Raw genomic sequence first — 18,214 nt, forward strand, 5'->3', positions numbered from 1 at the left:
GCATCCAGCGGGGATACCGTCAGGTTAGCAGGTGACGGGAATGGGAATGGGGACTGATAATGGGGCTTGATTCTACCGGCCTGCTTTTATCCATCTTGCGCTATCCTGTGGCCATGCATACCATTGCCCAGAACCTTGAACAGCTCCATGCCCGGATTGCGCGCGCTTGCGCGGCAGCCGGGCGGGATGTCGGCAGCGTGGCCCTGCTGGCAGTATCCAAAACCTTTGGCCCCGAAGCGGTGCGCGAGGCCGCCGCCGCCGGGCAGTGCGCTTTTGGCGAAAACTACTTGCAAGAAGCGGTAGAAAAGATAGCCATTTTGCGCGCCGATACCACCTTACCCCAAGCGCTGCAATGGCACTGCATTGGCCCAGTGCAAAGCAACAAAACCCGCCTGGTGGCCGAGCATTTTGATTGGCTGCACACGCTAGACCGGCTCAAAATTGCCCAACGCCTGTCTGAGCAGCGCCCCGCCCATCTGCCACCCTTGCAGGTGTGCATTCAGGTGAATGTGGATGGTGGCCTGAATAAATCTGGCGTAGCCGCCACTGAAGCGCTGGCGCTGGCGCAAGCAGTGGCCGCCCTACCGCGCTTGCAATTGCGTGGCCTGATGGCGATTCCAGAACCTGCGCCAGATTTCCAAGCCCAATATGCCGTGCATCAAATCGCGCAAAAGCTGTTTGCACACATCCAGCACAGCGCCAGCCCCGGCTTGGAGGCGTGGGACACCCTGTCTTTGGGCATGACGGCTGATTTAGAGGCCGCTATTTTGGCCGGTAGTACGCTGGTGCGGGTGGGGAGCGGCATTTTTGGCAGCCGCCACTACCCCAGCACCCCGCTTTAATGCCCTTTTAGCGCTTGGGCGGCACTTTGGGGTCAATCGTCCAACAACGAGACATCACGCACTGCGCCCTTGTCGGCTGAAGTGACCAGCTTGGCATAGGCTTTGAGCGCCGCAGACACCTTGCGCGGGCGGGGTTGCGCGGGCTTCCAGCCCTTGGCATCTTGCTCGGCACGACGCTGGGCCAGTTCTTCATCGCTCAGCAGCACATCAATGCGGCGCTTGGGGATGTCGATGCGGATACGGTCGCCATTGCGTACCAAACCAATCGCACCACCTGCTGCGGCCTCGGGCGAACAGTGGCCAATCGACAGGCCCGACGTGCCGCCAGAAAAACGCCCATCGGTGAGCAAAGCACAGGCTTTACCCAAACCCTTGGATTTGATGTAGCTGGTCGGGTAGAGCATTTCTTGCATACCGGGGCCGCCCTTGGGGCCTTCGTAGCGCACGATGACCACATCACCGGCCTTGACCTTGTCGCTCAAAATGTTGGCCACGGCCTCGTCTTGGCTTTCGGTGACGTGGGCGGGGCCTTCAAACACTAGCAGTTCATCGTCCACGCCCGCGGTTTTCACTACGCAACCATCCAAAGCGATGTTGCCATGCAGCACCGCCAAGCCACCTTCTTGCGAGAAGGCATGGTCCGCAGAGCGGATGCAGCCTTCGGCGCGGTCGGTATCCAAACTGGGCCAGCGCACCGCTTGGCTAAAGGCCGTTTGCGTGGGCACGCCACCGGGGCCAGCCAGATAAAAGGTTTTCACGGCCTCGTCGGTGGTCTGCACAATGTCCCACTGCTTCAGGGCATCGCCCAAAGTGGGGCTGTGGACGGTGGGCACATCGGTGTGCAGCTTACCGGCGCGCGCCAATTCGCCCAAAATCGCCATGATGCCACCGGCGCGGTGGACATCTTCGATGTGGTATTTGTTGGTGTTGGGAGCCACCTTGCACAGCTGCGGCACTTGCAGAGATAGGCGGTCAATATCCTTCATGGTGAAGGCAATTTCGGCTTCTTGGGCGATGGCGAGCAGGTGCAAGATGGTGTTGGTAGAACCACCCATCGCAATGTCGAGCGTGATGGCGTTTTCAAACGCCTTAAAGCCAATCGCACGCGGCAAGATGGTTTCTTCGTTGCCTTCGTAATAACGCTTGGCCAATTCAACAATCAAATGTCCGGCACGTTTGAACAACTGCTCGCGGTCAGCATGGGTCGCTACCACGGTACCATTGCCCGGCAAGGACAGGCCCAGCGCTTCGGTCAGGCAGTTCATGGAGTTGGCAGTGAACATGCCCGAGCAAGAGCCACAGGTGGGGCAGGCCGAGCGCTCTACCTCGGCCACATCGGCATCGGACACCTTGTCATCGGCGGCCATGACCATCGCGTCGATCAAGTCGAGCTTTTTGATTTCGATGGTTTTGCTGCCGGGCTGGCTCAATTGCACCTTACCGGCCTCCATCGGGCCACCCGAGACAAACACCACCGGGATGTTCAGGCGCATGGCGGCCATCAACATGCCGGGGGTGATTTTGTCGCAGTTGGAGATACACACCATCGCATCGGCGCAATGGGCGTTGACCATGTACTCGACCGAGTCGGCAATGATGTCGCGGCTGGGCAGCGAGTACAACATGCCATCGTGGCCCATCGCGATGCCGTCATCGACGGCAATGGTGTTGAACTCTTTGGCGACACCACCGGCGGCTTCAATCTCACGCGCTACCAGTTGGCCCAGGTCTTTCAGGTGGACGTGGCCGGGCACAAACTGGGTGAAGGAGTTGACCACCGCAATGATGGGCTTTTGAAAGTCGGCATCTTTCATGCCGGTAGCCCGCCACAGCGAGCGGGCACCAGCCATGTTGCGGCCAGCGGTGGAAGTTTTGGAGCGGTAAACGGGCATGGGATTTTTTTCCGAAAAATGGGGCTGCATCCTAGTGCAAGATGCCAGCCAATTATGTCCCAGCCCCAGTAGCCACAACGGCCTTGTCGCTTAACGCGGGTTTTTAGGGCGCATTCCCAAATTTTCTTTTTGGCGGTTGAGGCGGTCTTTTTTGCGCTGGTCCACTTTTTCCATCGCCTTACGCTTGGTGTAGCCGGTCGAGTCGGCCCAGCCCCACCAGAGCAAGGTCAGGCCAAACGGCGACAACACCCACCACCAAGACCATTGCGCTACCGGCCCCACCTCTAGGTACTTGAGCAAAGCCAGCACAATGCCTAACATTAACAGATACATGATAAAAAATCCTTGTCAGCGCATGACAATACAATCGCGTTAAAACACTGTAATCTAACCTGAAGAAAGCCCCTCGCCATGAAACGTTCTCTCGCTGTTCTCGCTTTGACCCTCTCTGCTGCTGTGCCTGCGATGGCCGACCAAGCCTTGGCCACGGCCAAAAATTGCATGGCCTGCCATGCCGTAGATAAGAAGCTGGTTGGCCCCGCCTACAAGGACGTAGCCGCCAAGTACAAGGCCGATAAGGGTGCCGTCGATATGCTGGCGGCCAAAATTATCAAGGGTGGTGCAGGTGTCTGGGGTCCCGTGCCCATGCCACCGAATGCACAGGTGAACGAAGCCGAAGCCAAAAAGCTGGCCGCTTGGGTGATGGCGCAAAAATAAGCTGCTGTGGTTTTAGCACCACCGCCTGGCCCTTTGGGCAGGCGGTTTTTTGTTTTTTAGCGTTCCAATTTGTAAAAATTGCGAATCGTGACCCAAGCGTCTTCGGCATCGTCGGTGATGTGAAACAGCTTGAGGTCATGGGCCGAGATGGTGCCTTCTTCGACCATCAAATCCCAGTTAATCAGGCGCTTCCAGTAGTTGCTGCCAAACAACACAATCGGCAAGGGTTTGGCCTTCTTGGTTTGTACCAGCGTTAGCACTTCAAACAGCTCATCCAAGGTGCCAAAGCCGCCCGGAAAAGCCACCAACGCCTTGGCGCGAATCATAAAGTGCATCTTTCGCAGCGCAAAATAATGAAACTTGAAGCTCAACGAGGGCGAGATAAAGCGGTTGCCTGCCTGCTCGTGCGGTAGGGCAATACTTAAACCGACGTTGGGTGCATCGGCATCGTGCGCCCCTCGGTTGGCCGCCTCCATGATGCCGGGGCCACCACCAGTGCAGATATACAAGCGATTTTCGGGTTGTTGGCGTTTGCTGTGTTCGGCCACCAAACGGGCAAATTTGCGCGCTTGGGCATAGTGTTCGGCGTTGCGGACTGCCCGCTCGGCCAGCATAATTTGGTGTGCATTGCCCTTCTCTTTGGCTTGGGCCAGTTGCTTGGCGGCTTGCTTGGGCGAGATAAAACGCGCACTGCCATACACCACCACGGTGTTGTCAATGCCCTGCTCGGCTTGGCCCAAATCGGGCTTGAGCATTTCGAGCTGAAAGCGGATGCCCCGGGTTTCGCGCCGGAACATAAACTCGGGGTCGGCAAAGGCCATGCGGTGGGCATCGGCATGTAAGGGATTGCCTTGGTGGGCATCGGTGTGCAGCTCGGCCCACGCATCGGCCAGGCGGCGTTGGTTCAGTCGGGTATTGGCGTCCATAGTGTTCAAAAAAAAGGGCAAAAATGTTTGCCGAGACAGCATCACATCAACGCAGTCGCAACAATAAAACAACGGTCTGCAATCCGGCACCAGTCATCAATAAAGAGCCGAGCAGGTGCAGCGCACTCCAGCCTAACGCCATTAAATAACGTTGTTGTTGCAACAAGCCTACTACTTCGATAGAAAAGCTAGAAAAAGTGGTCAGTGCGCCCAAAAAGCCGGTGATTAAAGCCAAGCGCCACATGGGGTCCAGTGGTGGCAGGGTTTGGAAGAATCCGACCAACAGGCCAATCAGGTAGCCGCCCAGCAAATTGGCCGCCAAAGTGCCCCAAGGCAGCAAGGCCCCAGGGCTTAACCACAGGCCCAAACGCCAACGGGCCAAAGCGCCCACACTGGCCCCAAAGCAGATACTCAACATCTGTAATGCTATGGGCATGGGGTGCGCGAACGGGTTTTAGGTTTTTTGCTTAGGGTTTATCCACGCGGGTGGGCTGGATACGGCTCAGTGTTGGCGGAACCTCTTTGCGCCGCGCTTGGCGCGCCCGAAACAAACCTGCACGCATCAAAAAAATCGTGGTAATGGGCACGGTGATGGCCAGAAAAATAGCAATCAATAGCATGTGCCATGCCACGCCGCCTGACACCACAGAAAAATACAGCATCGCAGCGGCCAAAATACACCAGCAGCCCAAGGTCGCAATCATAGCTGGGGCATGAACCCGCTCAAAAAAACTGGGCAGCCGCAGCAGGCCGCTAGAGCCGAGCAAGGCAATGGCTGCACCCAAGAGCAGCAGCGCCGCCACTACCACTTCAGCCCACAAGGGCAAAACTGGTGCGTCCATTATTCAATCACCTCGCCACGTAACAGAAATTTAGCCATCGCGGTCGAACTGACAAAGCCGAGCAAGGCCACCAACAAAGCGGCTTCAAAATAATGCGGGCTGTTGTAGTGCAAGCCCAACACCAGCATGGCCAACATGCCATTGAGGTACATGCAGTCTAGCGCCAGCACCCGGTCTTGTGCTGCTGGCCCCAACAACACCCGCACCAAGGTACAGGCCATCGCCAGCACCAACATCAGCACCGCCAAAGGCACCGCCCACGACAAAATAGGCAAGGTGGCGGCGGTCGTCATAGTTCAAAAATCTCCATCAAAGGGCGCTCGTAGTGTTGTTTGATGTAGTTGGCAATGGCTTGGGCATCATCTACCTCTAGCACATGTAGCAACAGCATACTGCGGTCTAAGGCCAACTCGGCCCACGCCGTGCCGGGGGTGATGCAGACAATCATGGCCAACACGGCCAAGGCGTTGGGGTCGCGCAAATCCAGTGGTACATGCACAAAACCAGGCGGATGACTGCGGCTACCGGGCAGCAGCAACAAGCGCATCACGGCGATATTGGAATGGACAGAATCCAGCAGCACCCGGCACAACAAGCGCACGATGGTCAGGGGCCGACGCACGCGCACCGGCAAAGGGCGTAGCTCTTGGGTCAGCAATGGGATGCACAAGGCCAGCAACGTCCCCAACAACAGGTGCCCGGCACTCAAACTACGGTTGAGCAACAGCCACAACAACAACAAAGCCAGCGACAGCAAAGGCATGGGCAATAAGCGCTTCATGGTTGCTCCTGCCCGGTGATGGGTTGCCCGCTGGGTAAATACACGGGCGATGCAATCGGCATGGCCGACATCACGGCCCGCACATAGGTGCTGGGTGAATGCAGGGCATCGGCAGTGGCTTGGGTATAGCGCAACACCGGTTCAGCCGCTACCGTAAGCCAGACACACAGCAACAACAAACCGGCAATCGGCAAACCCTCTACCAGCCGCAACTGGGGTGCAGGCCGGTTGTGCGCCGCCCAAAAATGCCGAATGCCGGCACGGGTGAGGGCCAGCAGCGCCAGCAAGCCCGAACAAATCAGCAGCGCCAGAAAACTCCAGCCCGGCCAGCCCGGTTGGTGCCCCGCCGAGCCACCCAAACCCAAAGGATTAAGCACGGCGGTGAGCATGGCCACCTTGCCGACAAAACTGGCCAAGGGCGGCAAGCCAGCCACCATCAGGGTACAGCCCAAAAAAGCGCCCCCCATCAAGGCCGCTGCCGCTGGAATCACCCGCCCGACCAGCACCTCTTCTTGCTCATCGAGGTTCATGCCCACGGTGGGCACCAGTTCGGCATCTAAGAAAGGGGCTTCGTCGGCCAAAGGTTCGTAGGGCAAACTCTCGCTGCCTTCGGAGCGCCAACGGTCTATTAAATCGCTCAGCAAAAACAAGGCACTCACTGCCAAAGTGGAGCCGGGTAGGTAATACAGCAAGCTGCCCGTGAGCAAATTGTGCCCAAAGCCCATTGCCGCCAGCAAGGTGCCCGACGACAACACCGCTGCATAACCGGCCAAATGGCCTAAGCGTTGCGAGCCTAACATGCCAATCGCGCCAAAGGCCATCGTCAACAGGCCACCACTGAGCAACCACAAACTCCCAAACCAGGCCGAAGCGCCCGATTCGGTGCCAAACAGCAGCGTCCACAGGCGCAAAATGGCATAAATGCCCACTTTGGTCATTAAAGCAAACAAGGCCCCGACCGGAGCCGTTGCCGCGCTGTACGCTGGTACCAGCCAAAAATTGAGCGGCCAAGCAGCTGCCTTAATCAGGAAGGCCGTGGCCAAAATAGCCGCTGCCGCGTGCAGCAAACCCCGGTCGTGCGCGGCAATGCCGGGCATACTGCGCGCCAAATCGGCCATGTTCAGGGTGCCAGTCAGGCCATACAGCATCGACACGCCCACCAAAAACAACGCCGAAGCGGCCAAATTGATAGCGATGTAATGCAGCCCGGCTTGTACCCGCGCCCGCCCTGAGCCATGCAGCAGCAGGCCATAGGATGCCGCCAGCATGATTTCAAAGAAAACAAACAGGTTGAACAAGTCGGCGGTTAAAAAAGCCCCGCTCAAACCCATCAACTGAAACTGAAACAGTGGATGAAAATGTACCCCGGCGCGGTGCCAGCGGGCGCTGGCAAACAGCACCGAAGCCAGTGCCACGGTGCTGGTCAGAACCAACATCAGGGCGGTTAAGCGGTCCAGGGCCAACACAATGCCAAACGGCGCGGGCCAATTGCCCGGCAGATAGACCCCCAAACTGGTAGGCAAGCCTTGTTGGTTGCTCCAGACCAGCAACACCACAGAAATTACCAGCCCCAAGGCGGTAGAAAATAAATTGAGGGCAATTTTGAGGCGCTGCTGCTCTTCGCGCAGTATCAGCATCAAAGCCGCCGTAACCAAAGGCAGCGCTATCGGGGCCAGCATCAAATGGGGCATGGCCGACTGCGCCAGCGAGAGCAACAGCGCCTTCATGCGTTTTCCTCGGGGTGCTGAGTGGGGTCGGTGCCATCCACATGGTCGTTGCCAGCCAAGCCGCGCGAGGCCAACAGCACCACCAAAAACAGGGCCGTCATGGCAAAGCCAATCACAATCGCTGTGAGTACCAAGGCTTGCGGCAGTGGGTCGGCGTAGTGGGCCAAATCTTGCGCTACACCGGGGCGCAGCACCGGTTCCATGCCCGTGGCCAAACCCAAACGGCCCATGCTAAAGATAAACAGGTTGACGGCATACGACAGCAGCGACAGCCCCATGATGACCTGAAAGGTGCGTGGGCGCAGCAGCAGCCAAACCCCCGCACCCGTGAGAACACCAATTGCCAAGGCTAAGGTTATTTCCATCAGTGGTCTTCTTTCGTGCTTTCGGCGGCCTCTTCGGCCATGCGGGCATGAAAACGATGGCCACGCACCGACTGATGGGCGATAGAAGTCAAAATCACCAGTGTGGTGCCCACCACCAAGGTAAACACGCCCAAATCAAAGAACAGGGCGCTGGCAATGTGCAAATCACCCACCACCGGCCAATGCACATGCGCGGTGTGTGTGGTCAGGAACGGATAGCCCCAATACAAGGCCCCCAAACCAGTGGCCAAAGCGAACAACAGGCCCGTGGCCATCCAGCGCCGGGGAGTCAGGGGCATGTGGGCTTCTACCCATTGCGTACCCGAGACAATATATTGCAATAACAAGCCCACTGAAAATATCAATCCAGCAACAAAGCCGCCACCGGGTTCATTGTGACCACGCATAAAAAAGTGTAGCGCTACCAACACGGTAAAGGGCAGCAGCAAACGCACCAACACCGCTGGCACCATCAGGTAGCCCAGGGCAGTATCGGCAGCTTGGCGTGGGTTGATTAAATCAGTGTGCAAATCGGCGGGCAAACTGCGTTGCTGTACCGGTAAATCCATGGTCTCGGGGGCGGGGCGAAAGCGCCGCAGCAGCGCATACACCGTCAGGGCGACGATGCACAGCACCACAATCTCGCCAAAGGTATCAAAACCCCGAAAATCAACCAGCATTACATTCACCACATTGGTGCCACCGCCGCCAATCAGGGCGTTTTCTAAGAAGAACGTCGAGGTGCTGTCTGGAAAGGGCCGACTGAGCATCGCCAACACCAGCGTTGCCATACCCCCGCCAGCGGCCAAAGCAATCCACAAATCACGCAAACGCCGAACCTTAGTACGCACCCGCTGGCTTGTGCGTGGCGGAATATCTTGCTCCCGCCGGGGTAACCAGCGCAGCCCGAGCAAAATCAGCACCGTGGTCACAATCTCGACCATCAATTGCGTCAGCGCCAAATCTGGGGCCGAAAACCATAAAAAGGTCATGCTGGTACACAGCCCCGCCCCGCCCATCAGCGTGAGCGCGGCCATACGGTGGTATTTGGCTTGCCACGCGGCCCCCAAAGCGCAAACCATGCCCCCTATCCACAAGGCGACAAAAGCGGGCGATACCGGCATGGCAGAGCGATTGCCAATGTGCAAGCCACGGCTCCACAGCGGCACGGTAGCGACCAACAAGGTAACGCAACACAGCCAAAACATTTGCCATTGCAAGCGGTGCGTGCCCAGCAGACGCCGCCCTTGGCGCCCCAGCCAAGACAAGCGCGCCAAAAGATGCTCAAACCAGCGCTGGCCATTCAGGCACGCTGGCCAACCACGCAAGCTGCCAGCGCGTTGGCGTTGCCAGCGCAACAAGCCGTACAACAAGCTGCCTCCCAGCAAGGCGATTAAACTCATCACGAAGGGCGTGTTAAACCCATGCCAAACCGCCAAACTGAACACCGGCAAAATGCCGCCCACCACCGGCAAAGCAGCGGCATTAAGGTAAGGGCCAATCGCCCACGCGGGCAAAGTGCCTACGACCAAACAGGCGCACACCAGCAACTCTACCGGCACGCGCATCCAATGGGGCGGCTCGTGCGGGGTATGCGGTAAATCGGTTGCTGGTGGCCCCCAGAACACATCTAGCGTAAAACGCAAGGAATAAGCCACGCTGAACATGCCTGCCACGGTGGCGGCGATGGGTAAAAAATAGTTGATGAGCGTGCTGCCATCCAAAAACACCGTCTCGGCAAAAAACATCTCTTTGGACAAAAATCCGTTCAGCAACGGCACCCCGGCCATCGCCGCCGCCGCCACCGTGGCCAGCGTGGCCGTGACCGGCATCATGCTACGCAGCCCAGACAAGCGCCGAATATCGCGCGTGCCGCTTTCGTGGTCCACAATCCCCACCGCCATAAACAGCGAGGCTTTGAAGGTCGCATGGTTCAAAATATGGAACACTGCCGCCACTGCTGCCAGTGGGCTATTGAGGCCCAGCAGCAAGGTAATCAGCCCCAAATGCGAGATGGTGGAATAGGCCAGCAAGCCCTTCAAATCGTTCTGGAACATGGCCAGATAACCACCCAGCAGCAGGGTACAGACCCCCGCCCCACCCACCAGCCAGAACCATTCTTGCGTACCGCTAAGTACCGGCCACAGCCGCGCCAGCAAAAACACCCCTGCCTTGACCATCGTGGCCGAATGCAAATAGGCCGACACCGGCGTGGGCGCGGCCATCGCATGGGGCAACCAAAAGTGGAACGGAAACTGCGCGCTTTTGCTCAAGGCACCAAGCAAAATCAGCACCAGTGCCGTCAGGTAAAGCGGATGGTCGCGCACCAATTGGCCCGCTACCAACACATGGTCTAAATCATAGCTGCCGACGATATGGCCCAGCACCAGCATACCGGCCAGCATACACAGGCCGCCCGTGCCAGTGACCGTCAGGGCCATGCGCGCACCTCGGCGGGCATCTTTGCGGTGGTGCCAATAGCCAATCAGCAAAAAGGAGAACAGACTGGTCAACTCCCAAAACAGCGCCAGCTGAATCAAATTGCCCGACAGCACCACGCCCATCATCGCGCCCATAAACGCCAAGAAGAAGGCAAAAAAGCGTGGCACCGGGTCTGCCGGTGACATGTAATAGCGCGCATACAGCACCACCAGCGCCCCAATGCCCAGCACCAACATGCAGAACATCCAGGCAAAGCCATCCATGCGTAGCACCAAGTTCAGCCCCAAAGAGGGCAACCAAGTGATTTCTTCGCGCACCACGCCGCCTTGGGCCACCTGCGGAAAATAAAGCGCCGTTTGCACGCAGCAAAACAGCGCTACGGCTCCGGCCAGCGTAGATTCGGTGTTGCGTGCGTTAGAGGGCAGCACCGCCGCCAGCGCACTGGCCAAAAAGGGTAGAAAGATCAGAATAATCAAAGACATGCCCTTGCCATTTTACGGGCTAGAAAAAGGTAGCCAAAACGATAGCCATACCAGTGACTGAGGATGAGGAGAGTAGTATCGCTAAGCAACCCTGCTGGCCAGCGTACTGGATGCCAGCGCCTTCTTTTTTTGCGGAAGCAACACCGAATGCAGATACAAACTCTTTTGGGAATGGAATTGCCCATCATCCAAGCACCGATGGCAGGCGTACAGAACAGCGCCTTGGCGATTGCCGTGTCCAATGCGGGCGGTTTGGGTTCTTTGCCGTGCGCCATGCTCAATGCCGAAGCACTGCGCGCCGAGCTAGACACCATCAAGGCCAAGCTAACACCGGGCCGCCCCTTCAATCTCAATTTTTTTTGCCACCCCACGCCTGCGGGCGATACAAACAAAGCGGCGGCATGGCAAGCCCTGTTTGCGCCGTACTATGCCGAATGGGGCATTAACCCAGCGCAAGTGCCTTGGGCCACCAGCCGAATGCCGTTCAATCGCGACATGGCGGCTTTGGTCTGTGCTTACCGACCCGCCGTAGTGAGTTTTCATTTTGGCCTGCCCGCCCCCGAATTGTTACAAATGGTACGCAGTACAGGGGCCAAAATTATTTCGTCCGCCACCACGGTGACAGAAGCCCTGTGGCTAGAAGAGCGCGGCGTGGATGCCATCATCGCCCAAGGACTAGAAGCGGGCGGCCACCGAGGCATGTTTTTGAGCGAAGACCTGAGCAGCCAAATGGGCAGCTTGGCCCTGTGGCCACAAGTGGTCAAGGCCGTAAAAGTGCCGGTGATTGCTGCCGGAGGCATTGCCGATGCAGCTGGCGTGCGCGCCGCTTTGGCCTTGGGTGCCGCCGGGGTGCAAGTGGGCACAGCCTACCTGCTGTGCCCAGAGGCGACGACCAGCAGCATCCACCGCGCCGCCCTGAAAAGCCCTCTGGCACACACAACCACGTTGACCAATGTTTTTTCTGGTCGGCCAGCACGGGGCATGGTGAACCGTTTGGTACGCGAGTTAGGCCCGATACATCCTTTGGCCCCCACCTTTCCACTGGCCACGGCGGCCTCTGCGGCCTTGCGCCTGAAGGCCGAATGCAGGGGCAATGGTGATTTTTCGCCTCTGTGGGCTGGGCAAAACGTCTCTGGCTGCCAAGAAATACCTGCGGCTGCATTGACCCGCGCTTTGGCCAGTGGCGCTTAGGCCAATGGCGTTTAGACCATCAAAACCAAAAAACTCCACAGCGCTTGCACAGACTGAATTAACGCCCCATGCCAAAGCGCAGTGGTGGTTTTTTTTCCACCTCTAGCGCTTCAATTTTGACAATCACCAAAGACAGATTGTCACCGCCACCACGCCCGCGCATCCGGGCTTTTTCAATCAAAAACTCCGTCGCCTCGCGCGGCGTGAGCGATTGCACCACGGTGGCCATTTCTTCGGCAGAAAAATAGTGCCAAACGCCATCACTGCAAGCCATAAGGACATCACCGGGGCGCAGTTGGTGAATACTGTGCGTGCCCATAGGCGGGTCCACCTCGGCCCCCAAGCAACCCAACAAAATGTTGGACTGGGGATGCACTTGGGCCTCGTCTTCGGTCAAATCACCCCGATCCACCAAGGCTTGCACATAAGAATGGTCTTTGGTGCGATGCACCATTTTGCCGTCTTGAAAATGGTAAATGCGCGAATCCCCCGCATGAACCCAATAGCAATCGCCGCGCGGATTGATTAAAAAAGCCGCCAAAGTGCTGTGTGGCTCCTCTTCGGAGGAAATGGCCGTCAGGCGAATCACGATATGCGCCTCTTCCACCAGGTTTTTTAACATGGAGGGGCCATCGTCATAGTCGGGCGAATAGCGCTCAAACAACTGGCGCGCGGTCATCATCACCTGGTCGGAGGCTTTGCGGCCACCACTGCGCCCGCCCATGCCATCGGCCAGCACGCCCAGCAAACAGCCGTTGTAACGCGAATGGGTGAGCAAGGCCACTTGGTCTTGCTGGTAGCTGCGGTCGCCCTTGTGGATACCCGTGGAGGCGCTGATACGAAATGCTTTAGACATGCCCAAGCCAAAAAAGGGATTGGCCCCGTGTTTTTACCAAGGCTTCCACCAAGAGGATGGACGCTGCTCGATGCCCTGCGCGAGGTACTTGCTGTGCGGATAACTGGCATCGAACACCCGACGGGCATCGTCGCGCAGTTGCACCATGCCCAAGGCATCGTAGGAGCGCACCAAGATAAACAGGGCTTCTTCTTGTGCTGGCACGCCTTGGTAGTCTGACAGGGCAATTTGCGCCCGGTTGATGGCCGCTACATAGGCACCACGCTGAAAATAGTAGCGCGCCACATGCACTTCATACTGCGCCAGCGCGTTGACGATGTAGGTCATGCGCTGGCGGGCATCGGGGGTGTATTTGGACTCGGGAAAGCGCGTACTCAGCTCACGGAAAGACTCAAAAGAATCTTTGGCCGCTTTTTGGTCACGCTCGGACAAATCTTGGTTCGCTACCCAAGAAAATAAACCCAGCTCGTCATTAAAGTTGACCAAGCCTTTCAGGTAGAGCGCGTAATCTGCCGCTGGGCTGGCAGGGTGCAGTTTCAGAAAACGGTCCAGTGTGGCCAGCGCTTGCGCTTTGTCGCCACCTTTGTATTGGGCGTGGGCTTTGTCCAGTTGGGCCTGTTGGGCCAATGGAGTGCCAGCGGCACGCCCTTCTAATTTTTCTAGCAACACCACGGCTTTGTCAAAGGCACCGCCGCTGACTTCCTCGCGGGCCTCCGCATAGATGCGCTCGGGGCTCCAACCGGCGGTTTTGTCTTCGGTGACAGTGGAGCAGCCTGCCAGCAAAGCACTGGCAACCAGCAGGGCGGGAACAATCGCGACAGACACACGCGGCATGGTAAAACAGCTTTCTGGGAAGAACGAGCAAACGGGCTGCCGATTGTACCGGTGGGCCAAGCCTCGCATTGCGTGGCTCCAGCCTTTCTACAATGGCGGCTATGTTTGTTCATTTGCGCCTACACACCGAGTTTTCCGTCGTTGACGGCACCAACCGTATTGACGAGGTGGTTCAAGCCGCCGCCGCCGATGGCCAGCCCGCGCTGGCGATTACGGATTTCAACAACCTGTTTGGGGCTGTCAAGTTTTACAAACAAGCGCGTGGCAAGGGGGTCAAGCCCGTATTGGGGGCCGAAATTTTGCTCGAAGGTGCCAGCGCCAGCGACCCAAGCAGCCGCATCGTGCTGTTGGTGCAAGACAACCAAGGCTACCTGAATCTGTCTGAGTTGCTGGCCCGGGCTTGGACACGCAAACAAATTAAAGGCCAAGGGGTCTGCACTTGGGCCTGGCTAGAAGAGCTGCACGCCGGGCTGTTGGTGCTGGCCGGTGCCCAAGCTGGCCCCGTGGGCCAAGCCTTGGTGCGTGGCGATACCGCTGGTGCCACGGCCATAGCGCAGCGCTTGGCGGCCTTGTTTGCCCAACGGTTTTATTTAGAAATCCAACGCGCTGGCCGCCCGGACGATGAAAGCCATGTTGCCGCCACGGTGCAATTGGCCGCCCAGTTGCAATTGCCCGTAGTCGCCACGCACCCGGTGCAATTTGCCACCGCAGACGACTACGAAGCCCACGAAGCGCGCGTGTGTATTGCCGAAGGCGAAATCTTGGGCAACCAGCGCCGCGTGCGCCGTTTTACGCGCGAGCAGTATTTCAAACCAGCGGCGCAAATGCAGGCGTTGTTTGCCGATGTACCCTCGGCGCTGGCCAATACGCTAGAAATTGCCAAACGCTGCAACCTGACGCTGGTCTTGGGCAAACCACAATTGCCCAATTTTCCGATTCCGCCAGTCAATGGGCAGGTGTTGTCGGTAGAAGATTACTTTCGCCACGTCTCACACGAAGGGCTAGAGCAACGCCTGTTGCACCTCTACCCTGATGCCACAGTCTGCGCGGCACAGCGCCCACGCTACGTTGAGCGACTAGAGTTTGAACTCAACACCATCCTCAAAATGGGCTTTCCGGGCTATTTTTTGATTGTGGGCGACTTCATCCAGTGGGCCAAAGCCCACGGCTGCCCGGTGGGGCCGGGCCGGGGTTCTGGGGCAGGTTCTTTGGTGGCCTATGCGCTCAAAATTACCGACTTAGACCCGCTGGAATACAAACTGCTGTTTGAGCGCTTCCTCAACCCCGAGCGCGTCTCGATGCCCGACTTTGATATTGACTTTTGCCAGTCCAACCGCGACCGCGTGATTGATTATGTCAAAGACAAATACGGCAAAGAAGCCGTGAGCCAAATTGCCACCTTCGGCACGATGGCCGCGCGCGCCGCCATCCGCGATGTGGGCCGGGTGCTGGACATGAGCTACACCTTTTGCGACGGCATCAGCAAACTCATCCCCAACAAGCCGGGCCAGCACATCACCATTGCGGGCGCGATTGAAGCCGAACCGGTGTTGGCCGAACGCTTGGCCAAAGAAGATGAAGTCAAGACCCTGCTGGCCTTGGCGCAAAAATTGGAAGGCTTAACGCGCAACATCGGGATGCACGCCGGGGGCGTATTGATTGCACCGGGCAAACTGACCGATTTTTGCCCACTCTACCAACAGCCGGGTAGCGAATCGGCGGTCAGCCAATACGACAAAGACGATGTCGAGGCCATCGGTTTGGTGAAGTTTGACTTCTTGGGCTTGGCCACACTCACGATTTTGGAGCTGGCGCGCGAATTTATCGTGCAACGTCACCCCAAACAAGCCGATTTTTCCTTTGAAAACATCCCACTCAACGACAAAGCCACCTACGAGCTGTTCTCCGATGGCCTGACCGAAGCGGTGTTCCAGTTTGAAAGCCGAGGGATGCAGGGCATGTTGAAAGAAGCCCGCCCCACGCGCTTAGAGGACCTCATCGCCCTGAACGCCTTGTATCGCCCTGGGCCTATGGACCTCATCCCCAGCTTTGTCAATCGCAAGCATGGCAAAGAGCCGGTCGAATACCCGCATCCGCTGGTGGCCGAGATGCTGTCCGAAACCTACGGCATCATGGTCTATCAAGAGCAGGTGATGCAAACGGCGCAGATTTTGGGCGGCTACTCGCTCGGTGGTGCAGATTTATTGCGCCGCGCAATGGGCAAAAAAAAGGCCGAAGAAATGGCCGAGCATCGGGCTGTTTTCCGCACTGGGGCAGCCAAAAATGGCATCAGCGAAGAAAAAGCCGATGAGATTTTTGACTTGATGGAAAAATTTGCCGGTTACGGTTTTAACAAATCGCACGCGGCAGCCTATTCTTTACTGGCCTACCATACCGGCTGGCTGAAAGTGCATTTCAAGGCGGAGTTTTTTTGCGCCAACATGACCATCGAAATGGACGACACCGACAAGCTCAAGGTGTTGCTCGATGACGCACAGAAAAACTTTGGCCTTTCATTTGAGCCGCCCGACATCAACCAAGGCGCTTACCGTTTTGAACCCATTTCAGACAGCAGCATCCGTTACGGCTTAGGGGCCGTCAAAGGTACCGGCCAAGCCGCCATTGAGGCCATTATTGCCGCGCGCGAAGGCAAGGGCGAAGGCCCGCATGGCGGCCAGAGTGGGCCGTTTAGCAGCCTGTTTGATTTCTGCCTGCGCGTCGAGCGCAGCAAACTCAACAAACGCACGGTGGATGCCTTGATTAAAGCGGGGGCCTTTGACAGCATCGAGCCAAACCGCGCTGCTTTATCGGCCTCCATAGACCGAGCCTTTGACTTTGTCACTGCCACGCTGGCCAATGCCAACCAAAGCGGTTTGTTTGATATGGATGCCGATGCCCACGGCTCTAGCACCCAAGAGCCGGAGCTGGTCGAGGTAGCCCCTTGGGGCGTGAAAGAGCGCCTGGGCTACGAAAAACCCGCCTTGGGCTTTTACCTGTCGGGCCATTTGTTTGATGAAGTCGCCCCCGAAGTGCGCCGTTTTGTCCGCACCCGCTTGGCCGAGTTGCGCGATACGCGCGACACGCAAACCGTGGCCGGGATTGTGGACGGTTTTCGGGTAGTCAATGGGATGCGTGGCAAACAAGGCATTTTTGTGCTGGACGATACCTCAGCCCAAATTGAAGCCTCGGCCAGCGAAGCGGTGCTTAACCAGTACCGCGAGCTGCTGCAAGACGACGAGCTGGTCATCGTTTCAGGTCGCCTGCAACCGGGACGCAACGGCTTTGAAGCCCGCTTTATCGTGCAGCAAGTGCAAAACTTGCCTACGGCGCGCAGTCGTTTTGGCAAATACCTGCAAGTGACCGTGGGCGATACCACGCCCGACTTGGCGCGTTTGTTGCGCGATTACCCCTGCCACGTTGAAACCCCAGCCCAAGGCGAGGCGCAAAAATACGGCTTGCCGGTGCGCCTGTCCATCGCCTGCGCTGGCCCTGAAGGCACGGCCCATGCCGAAGTGCAATTGGGCGAAGCCCACCGCACCTACCCCAGCGACGAGGCTTTGGCCGCTTGGGCGCAACAGGCCGAACCAGGGCGCGTTACCATCGTTTACGAATAATTTTCAAGAATGTGATTACAACACTTGAAAAAATCTGCCCACGGGCGCAGATTCCCCCATTCAGCGCCCATGCGCGCGCATCGTTAGAATGATTTTTATGGCAACCAAAATCCCCACCCCTGCTCGCACGCCTGCGGTGCATCGGCCTGCACCAGATGATGGCGATGCCGTTGTGCTGGAGCGCGTGCCGCAAAAAACCAAGCCGCCACAGATGTACCGCGTGGTGATGCTCAATGACGATTACACCCCAATGGAGTTTGTGATTGTGGTGTTGCAAGAATTTTTTGGCAAAAACCGCGAAATGGCCACGCAAATCATGCTCAAAATCCATCTCGATGGCAAAGGCGTGTGCGGGGTTTACTCGCGCGATGTGGCCACCACCAAAGTCAATCAGGTGATGGAAGCCGCCCATCAGGCGGGCCATCCCTTGCAATGCCTGAGCGAGCCGGTTGAATAAACGGTTGAATAAACACCTAGCATCCTCAAATACAGTTCCACTTTTTCGCAAGCACAAAGGAGTTCACGTCAATTACCCCATCCTGAAGGATGGGGCTTGAAGCCGAAAGGATTTAAGCCGGGTTGACCAGGGAAAGCGGTAGCCAATCCGCTACGTTAACAACAGGTCGTTCAGACGCACCAGCAAATGCTTCCTCAGTTTGCTGCTCTGCAAGGTTTTGATCATGCTGGGCCAAGGTAAAAGCCC

17 protein-coding genes are annotated in these 18,214 nt (G+C 57.5%); 5 read left to right on the forward strand and 12 right to left on the reverse strand.

Translation table 11 applies throughout. The features are described 5' to 3' along the window. Positions 1–113: 113 nt before the first annotated feature. The gene (locus PHX60_RS12290) at positions 114–842 is read left to right on the forward strand and encodes a YggS family pyridoxal phosphate-dependent enzyme (protein WP_300078208.1); all 729 of its coding nucleotides are present in this window, start codon (positions 114–116) and stop codon (positions 840–842) included. A 32-nt stretch (positions 843–874) separates the two neighbouring features. Here the strand turns inward: PHX60_RS12290 and ilvD are convergent, their stop codons facing one another. Both ilvD and PHX60_RS12300 read right to left on the reverse strand, forming a co-directional pair. Continuing rightward, the gene (gene ilvD / locus PHX60_RS12295) at positions 875–2,734 is read right to left on the reverse strand and encodes a dihydroxy-acid dehydratase (RefSeq protein ID WP_300078094.1); all 1,860 of its coding nucleotides are present in this window, start codon (positions 2,732–2,734) and stop codon (positions 875–877) included. 90 nt (positions 2,735–2,824) lie between these two features. Beyond that, positions 2,825–3,067, reverse strand: coding sequence for a TIGR04438 family Trp-rich protein (locus PHX60_RS12300; protein WP_300078097.1), 243 nt, complete (start codon positions 3,065–3,067; stop codon positions 2,825–2,827). Positions 3,068–3,145: 78 nt separating this feature from the next. On the opposite strand from PHX60_RS12300, the gene PHX60_RS12305 reads away from it, so the two are divergent. Then, positions 3,146–3,451: a c-type cytochrome gene (locus PHX60_RS12305; RefSeq protein ID WP_300078101.1), complete on the forward strand. Its 306-nt coding sequence runs from the start codon at positions 3,146–3,148 to the stop codon at positions 3,449–3,451. Positions 3,452–3,507: 56 nt separating this feature from the next. On the opposite strand, the gene PHX60_RS12310 is transcribed toward PHX60_RS12305, so the two are convergent. From PHX60_RS12310 to PHX60_RS12345, 8 genes are read right to left on the reverse strand one after another with little or no spacing between them, the layout of a single operon-like run. After that, positions 3,508–4,377 (reverse strand): TIGR00730 family Rossman fold protein, encoded by an 870-nt coding sequence (locus PHX60_RS12310; protein WP_300078104.1) that lies wholly within the window; start codon positions 4,375–4,377, stop codon positions 3,508–3,510. 46 nt (positions 4,378–4,423) lie between these two features. Then, a complete protein-coding gene (gene crcB / locus PHX60_RS12315) occupies positions 4,424–4,813 on the reverse strand; it encodes a fluoride efflux transporter CrcB (protein WP_300078107.1) in 390 nt (129 codons plus the stop codon). Positions 4,814–4,844: 31 nt separating this feature from the next. Continuing rightward, positions 4,845–5,219: a monovalent cation/H(+) antiporter subunit G gene (gene mnhG, locus PHX60_RS12320; protein ID WP_300078110.1), complete on the reverse strand. Its 375-nt coding sequence runs from the start codon at positions 5,217–5,219 to the stop codon at positions 4,845–4,847. Further along, positions 5,219–5,512 (reverse strand): K+/H+ antiporter subunit F, encoded by a 294-nt coding sequence (locus PHX60_RS12325; RefSeq protein ID WP_300078113.1) that lies wholly within the window; start codon positions 5,510–5,512, stop codon positions 5,219–5,221. Before PHX60_RS12325 ends, mnhG begins: the two co-directional genes overlap by 1 nt. Beyond that, on the reverse strand, positions 5,509–6,000 hold the full coding sequence (locus tag PHX60_RS12330; RefSeq protein WP_300078116.1) for a Na+/H+ antiporter subunit E: 492 nt from the start codon (positions 5,998–6,000) through the stop codon (positions 5,509–5,511). The genes PHX60_RS12325 and PHX60_RS12330 overlap by 4 nt, the downstream gene beginning before the upstream one ends. Next, complete coding sequence (locus PHX60_RS12335; protein ID WP_300078119.1) at positions 5,997–7,727, reverse strand: monovalent cation/H+ antiporter subunit D; 1,731 nt, start codon at positions 7,725–7,727, stop codon at positions 5,997–5,999. The genes PHX60_RS12330 and PHX60_RS12335 overlap by 4 nt, the downstream gene beginning before the upstream one ends. Further along, positions 7,724–8,092 carry a Na+/H+ antiporter subunit C gene (locus tag PHX60_RS12340; RefSeq protein WP_300078122.1) on the reverse strand — a complete coding sequence of 123 codons (369 nt, stop codon included), beginning with the start codon at positions 8,090–8,092 and terminating at the stop codon, positions 7,724–7,726. Before PHX60_RS12340 ends, PHX60_RS12335 begins: the two co-directional genes overlap by 4 nt. Next, a complete protein-coding gene (locus PHX60_RS12345) occupies positions 8,092–11,016 on the reverse strand; it encodes a monovalent cation/H+ antiporter subunit A (protein ID WP_300078125.1) in 2,925 nt (974 codons plus the stop codon). The genes PHX60_RS12340 and PHX60_RS12345 overlap by 1 nt, the downstream gene beginning before the upstream one ends. A 171-nt stretch (positions 11,017–11,187) precedes the next feature. Here PHX60_RS12345 and PHX60_RS12350 point away from each other — a divergent pair, with 171 nt between their 5' ends. Further along, positions 11,188–12,207, forward strand: coding sequence for a nitronate monooxygenase (locus PHX60_RS12350; protein WP_366144385.1), 1,020 nt, complete (start codon positions 11,188–11,190; stop codon positions 12,205–12,207). 58 nt (positions 12,208–12,265) lie between these two features. Here PHX60_RS12350 and PHX60_RS12355 read toward each other — a convergent pair whose 3' ends face one another. Next, positions 12,266–13,063, reverse strand: coding sequence for a protein phosphatase 2C domain-containing protein (locus tag PHX60_RS12355; protein ID WP_300078130.1), 798 nt, complete (start codon positions 13,061–13,063; stop codon positions 12,266–12,268). Between the two features lie 33 nt (positions 13,064–13,096). After that, the gene (locus tag PHX60_RS12360) at positions 13,097–13,897 is read right to left on the reverse strand and encodes an outer membrane protein assembly factor BamD (protein ID WP_300078133.1); all 801 of its coding nucleotides are present in this window, start codon (positions 13,895–13,897) and stop codon (positions 13,097–13,099) included. Between the two features lie 101 nt (positions 13,898–13,998). On the opposite strand from PHX60_RS12360, the gene dnaE reads away from it, so the two are divergent. Together dnaE and clpS are read left to right on the forward strand one after the other, a co-directional pair. Further along, positions 13,999–17,511 carry a DNA polymerase III subunit alpha gene (dnaE, locus tag PHX60_RS12365; protein WP_300078136.1) on the forward strand — a complete coding sequence of 1,171 codons (3,513 nt, stop codon included), beginning with the start codon at positions 13,999–14,001 and terminating at the stop codon, positions 17,509–17,511. Between the two features lie 97 nt (positions 17,512–17,608). After that, positions 17,609–17,968: an ATP-dependent Clp protease adapter ClpS gene (clpS, locus tag PHX60_RS12370; RefSeq protein WP_300078139.1), complete on the forward strand. Its 360-nt coding sequence runs from the start codon at positions 17,609–17,611 to the stop codon at positions 17,966–17,968. Positions 17,969–18,214: the final 246 nt, after the last annotated feature.

The sequence above is a fragment of the Giesbergeria sp. genome, from assembly GCF_028686475.1.
In the GTDB taxonomy this organism is placed as follows: domain Bacteria; phylum Pseudomonadota; class Gammaproteobacteria; order Burkholderiales; family Burkholderiaceae_C; genus Simplicispira.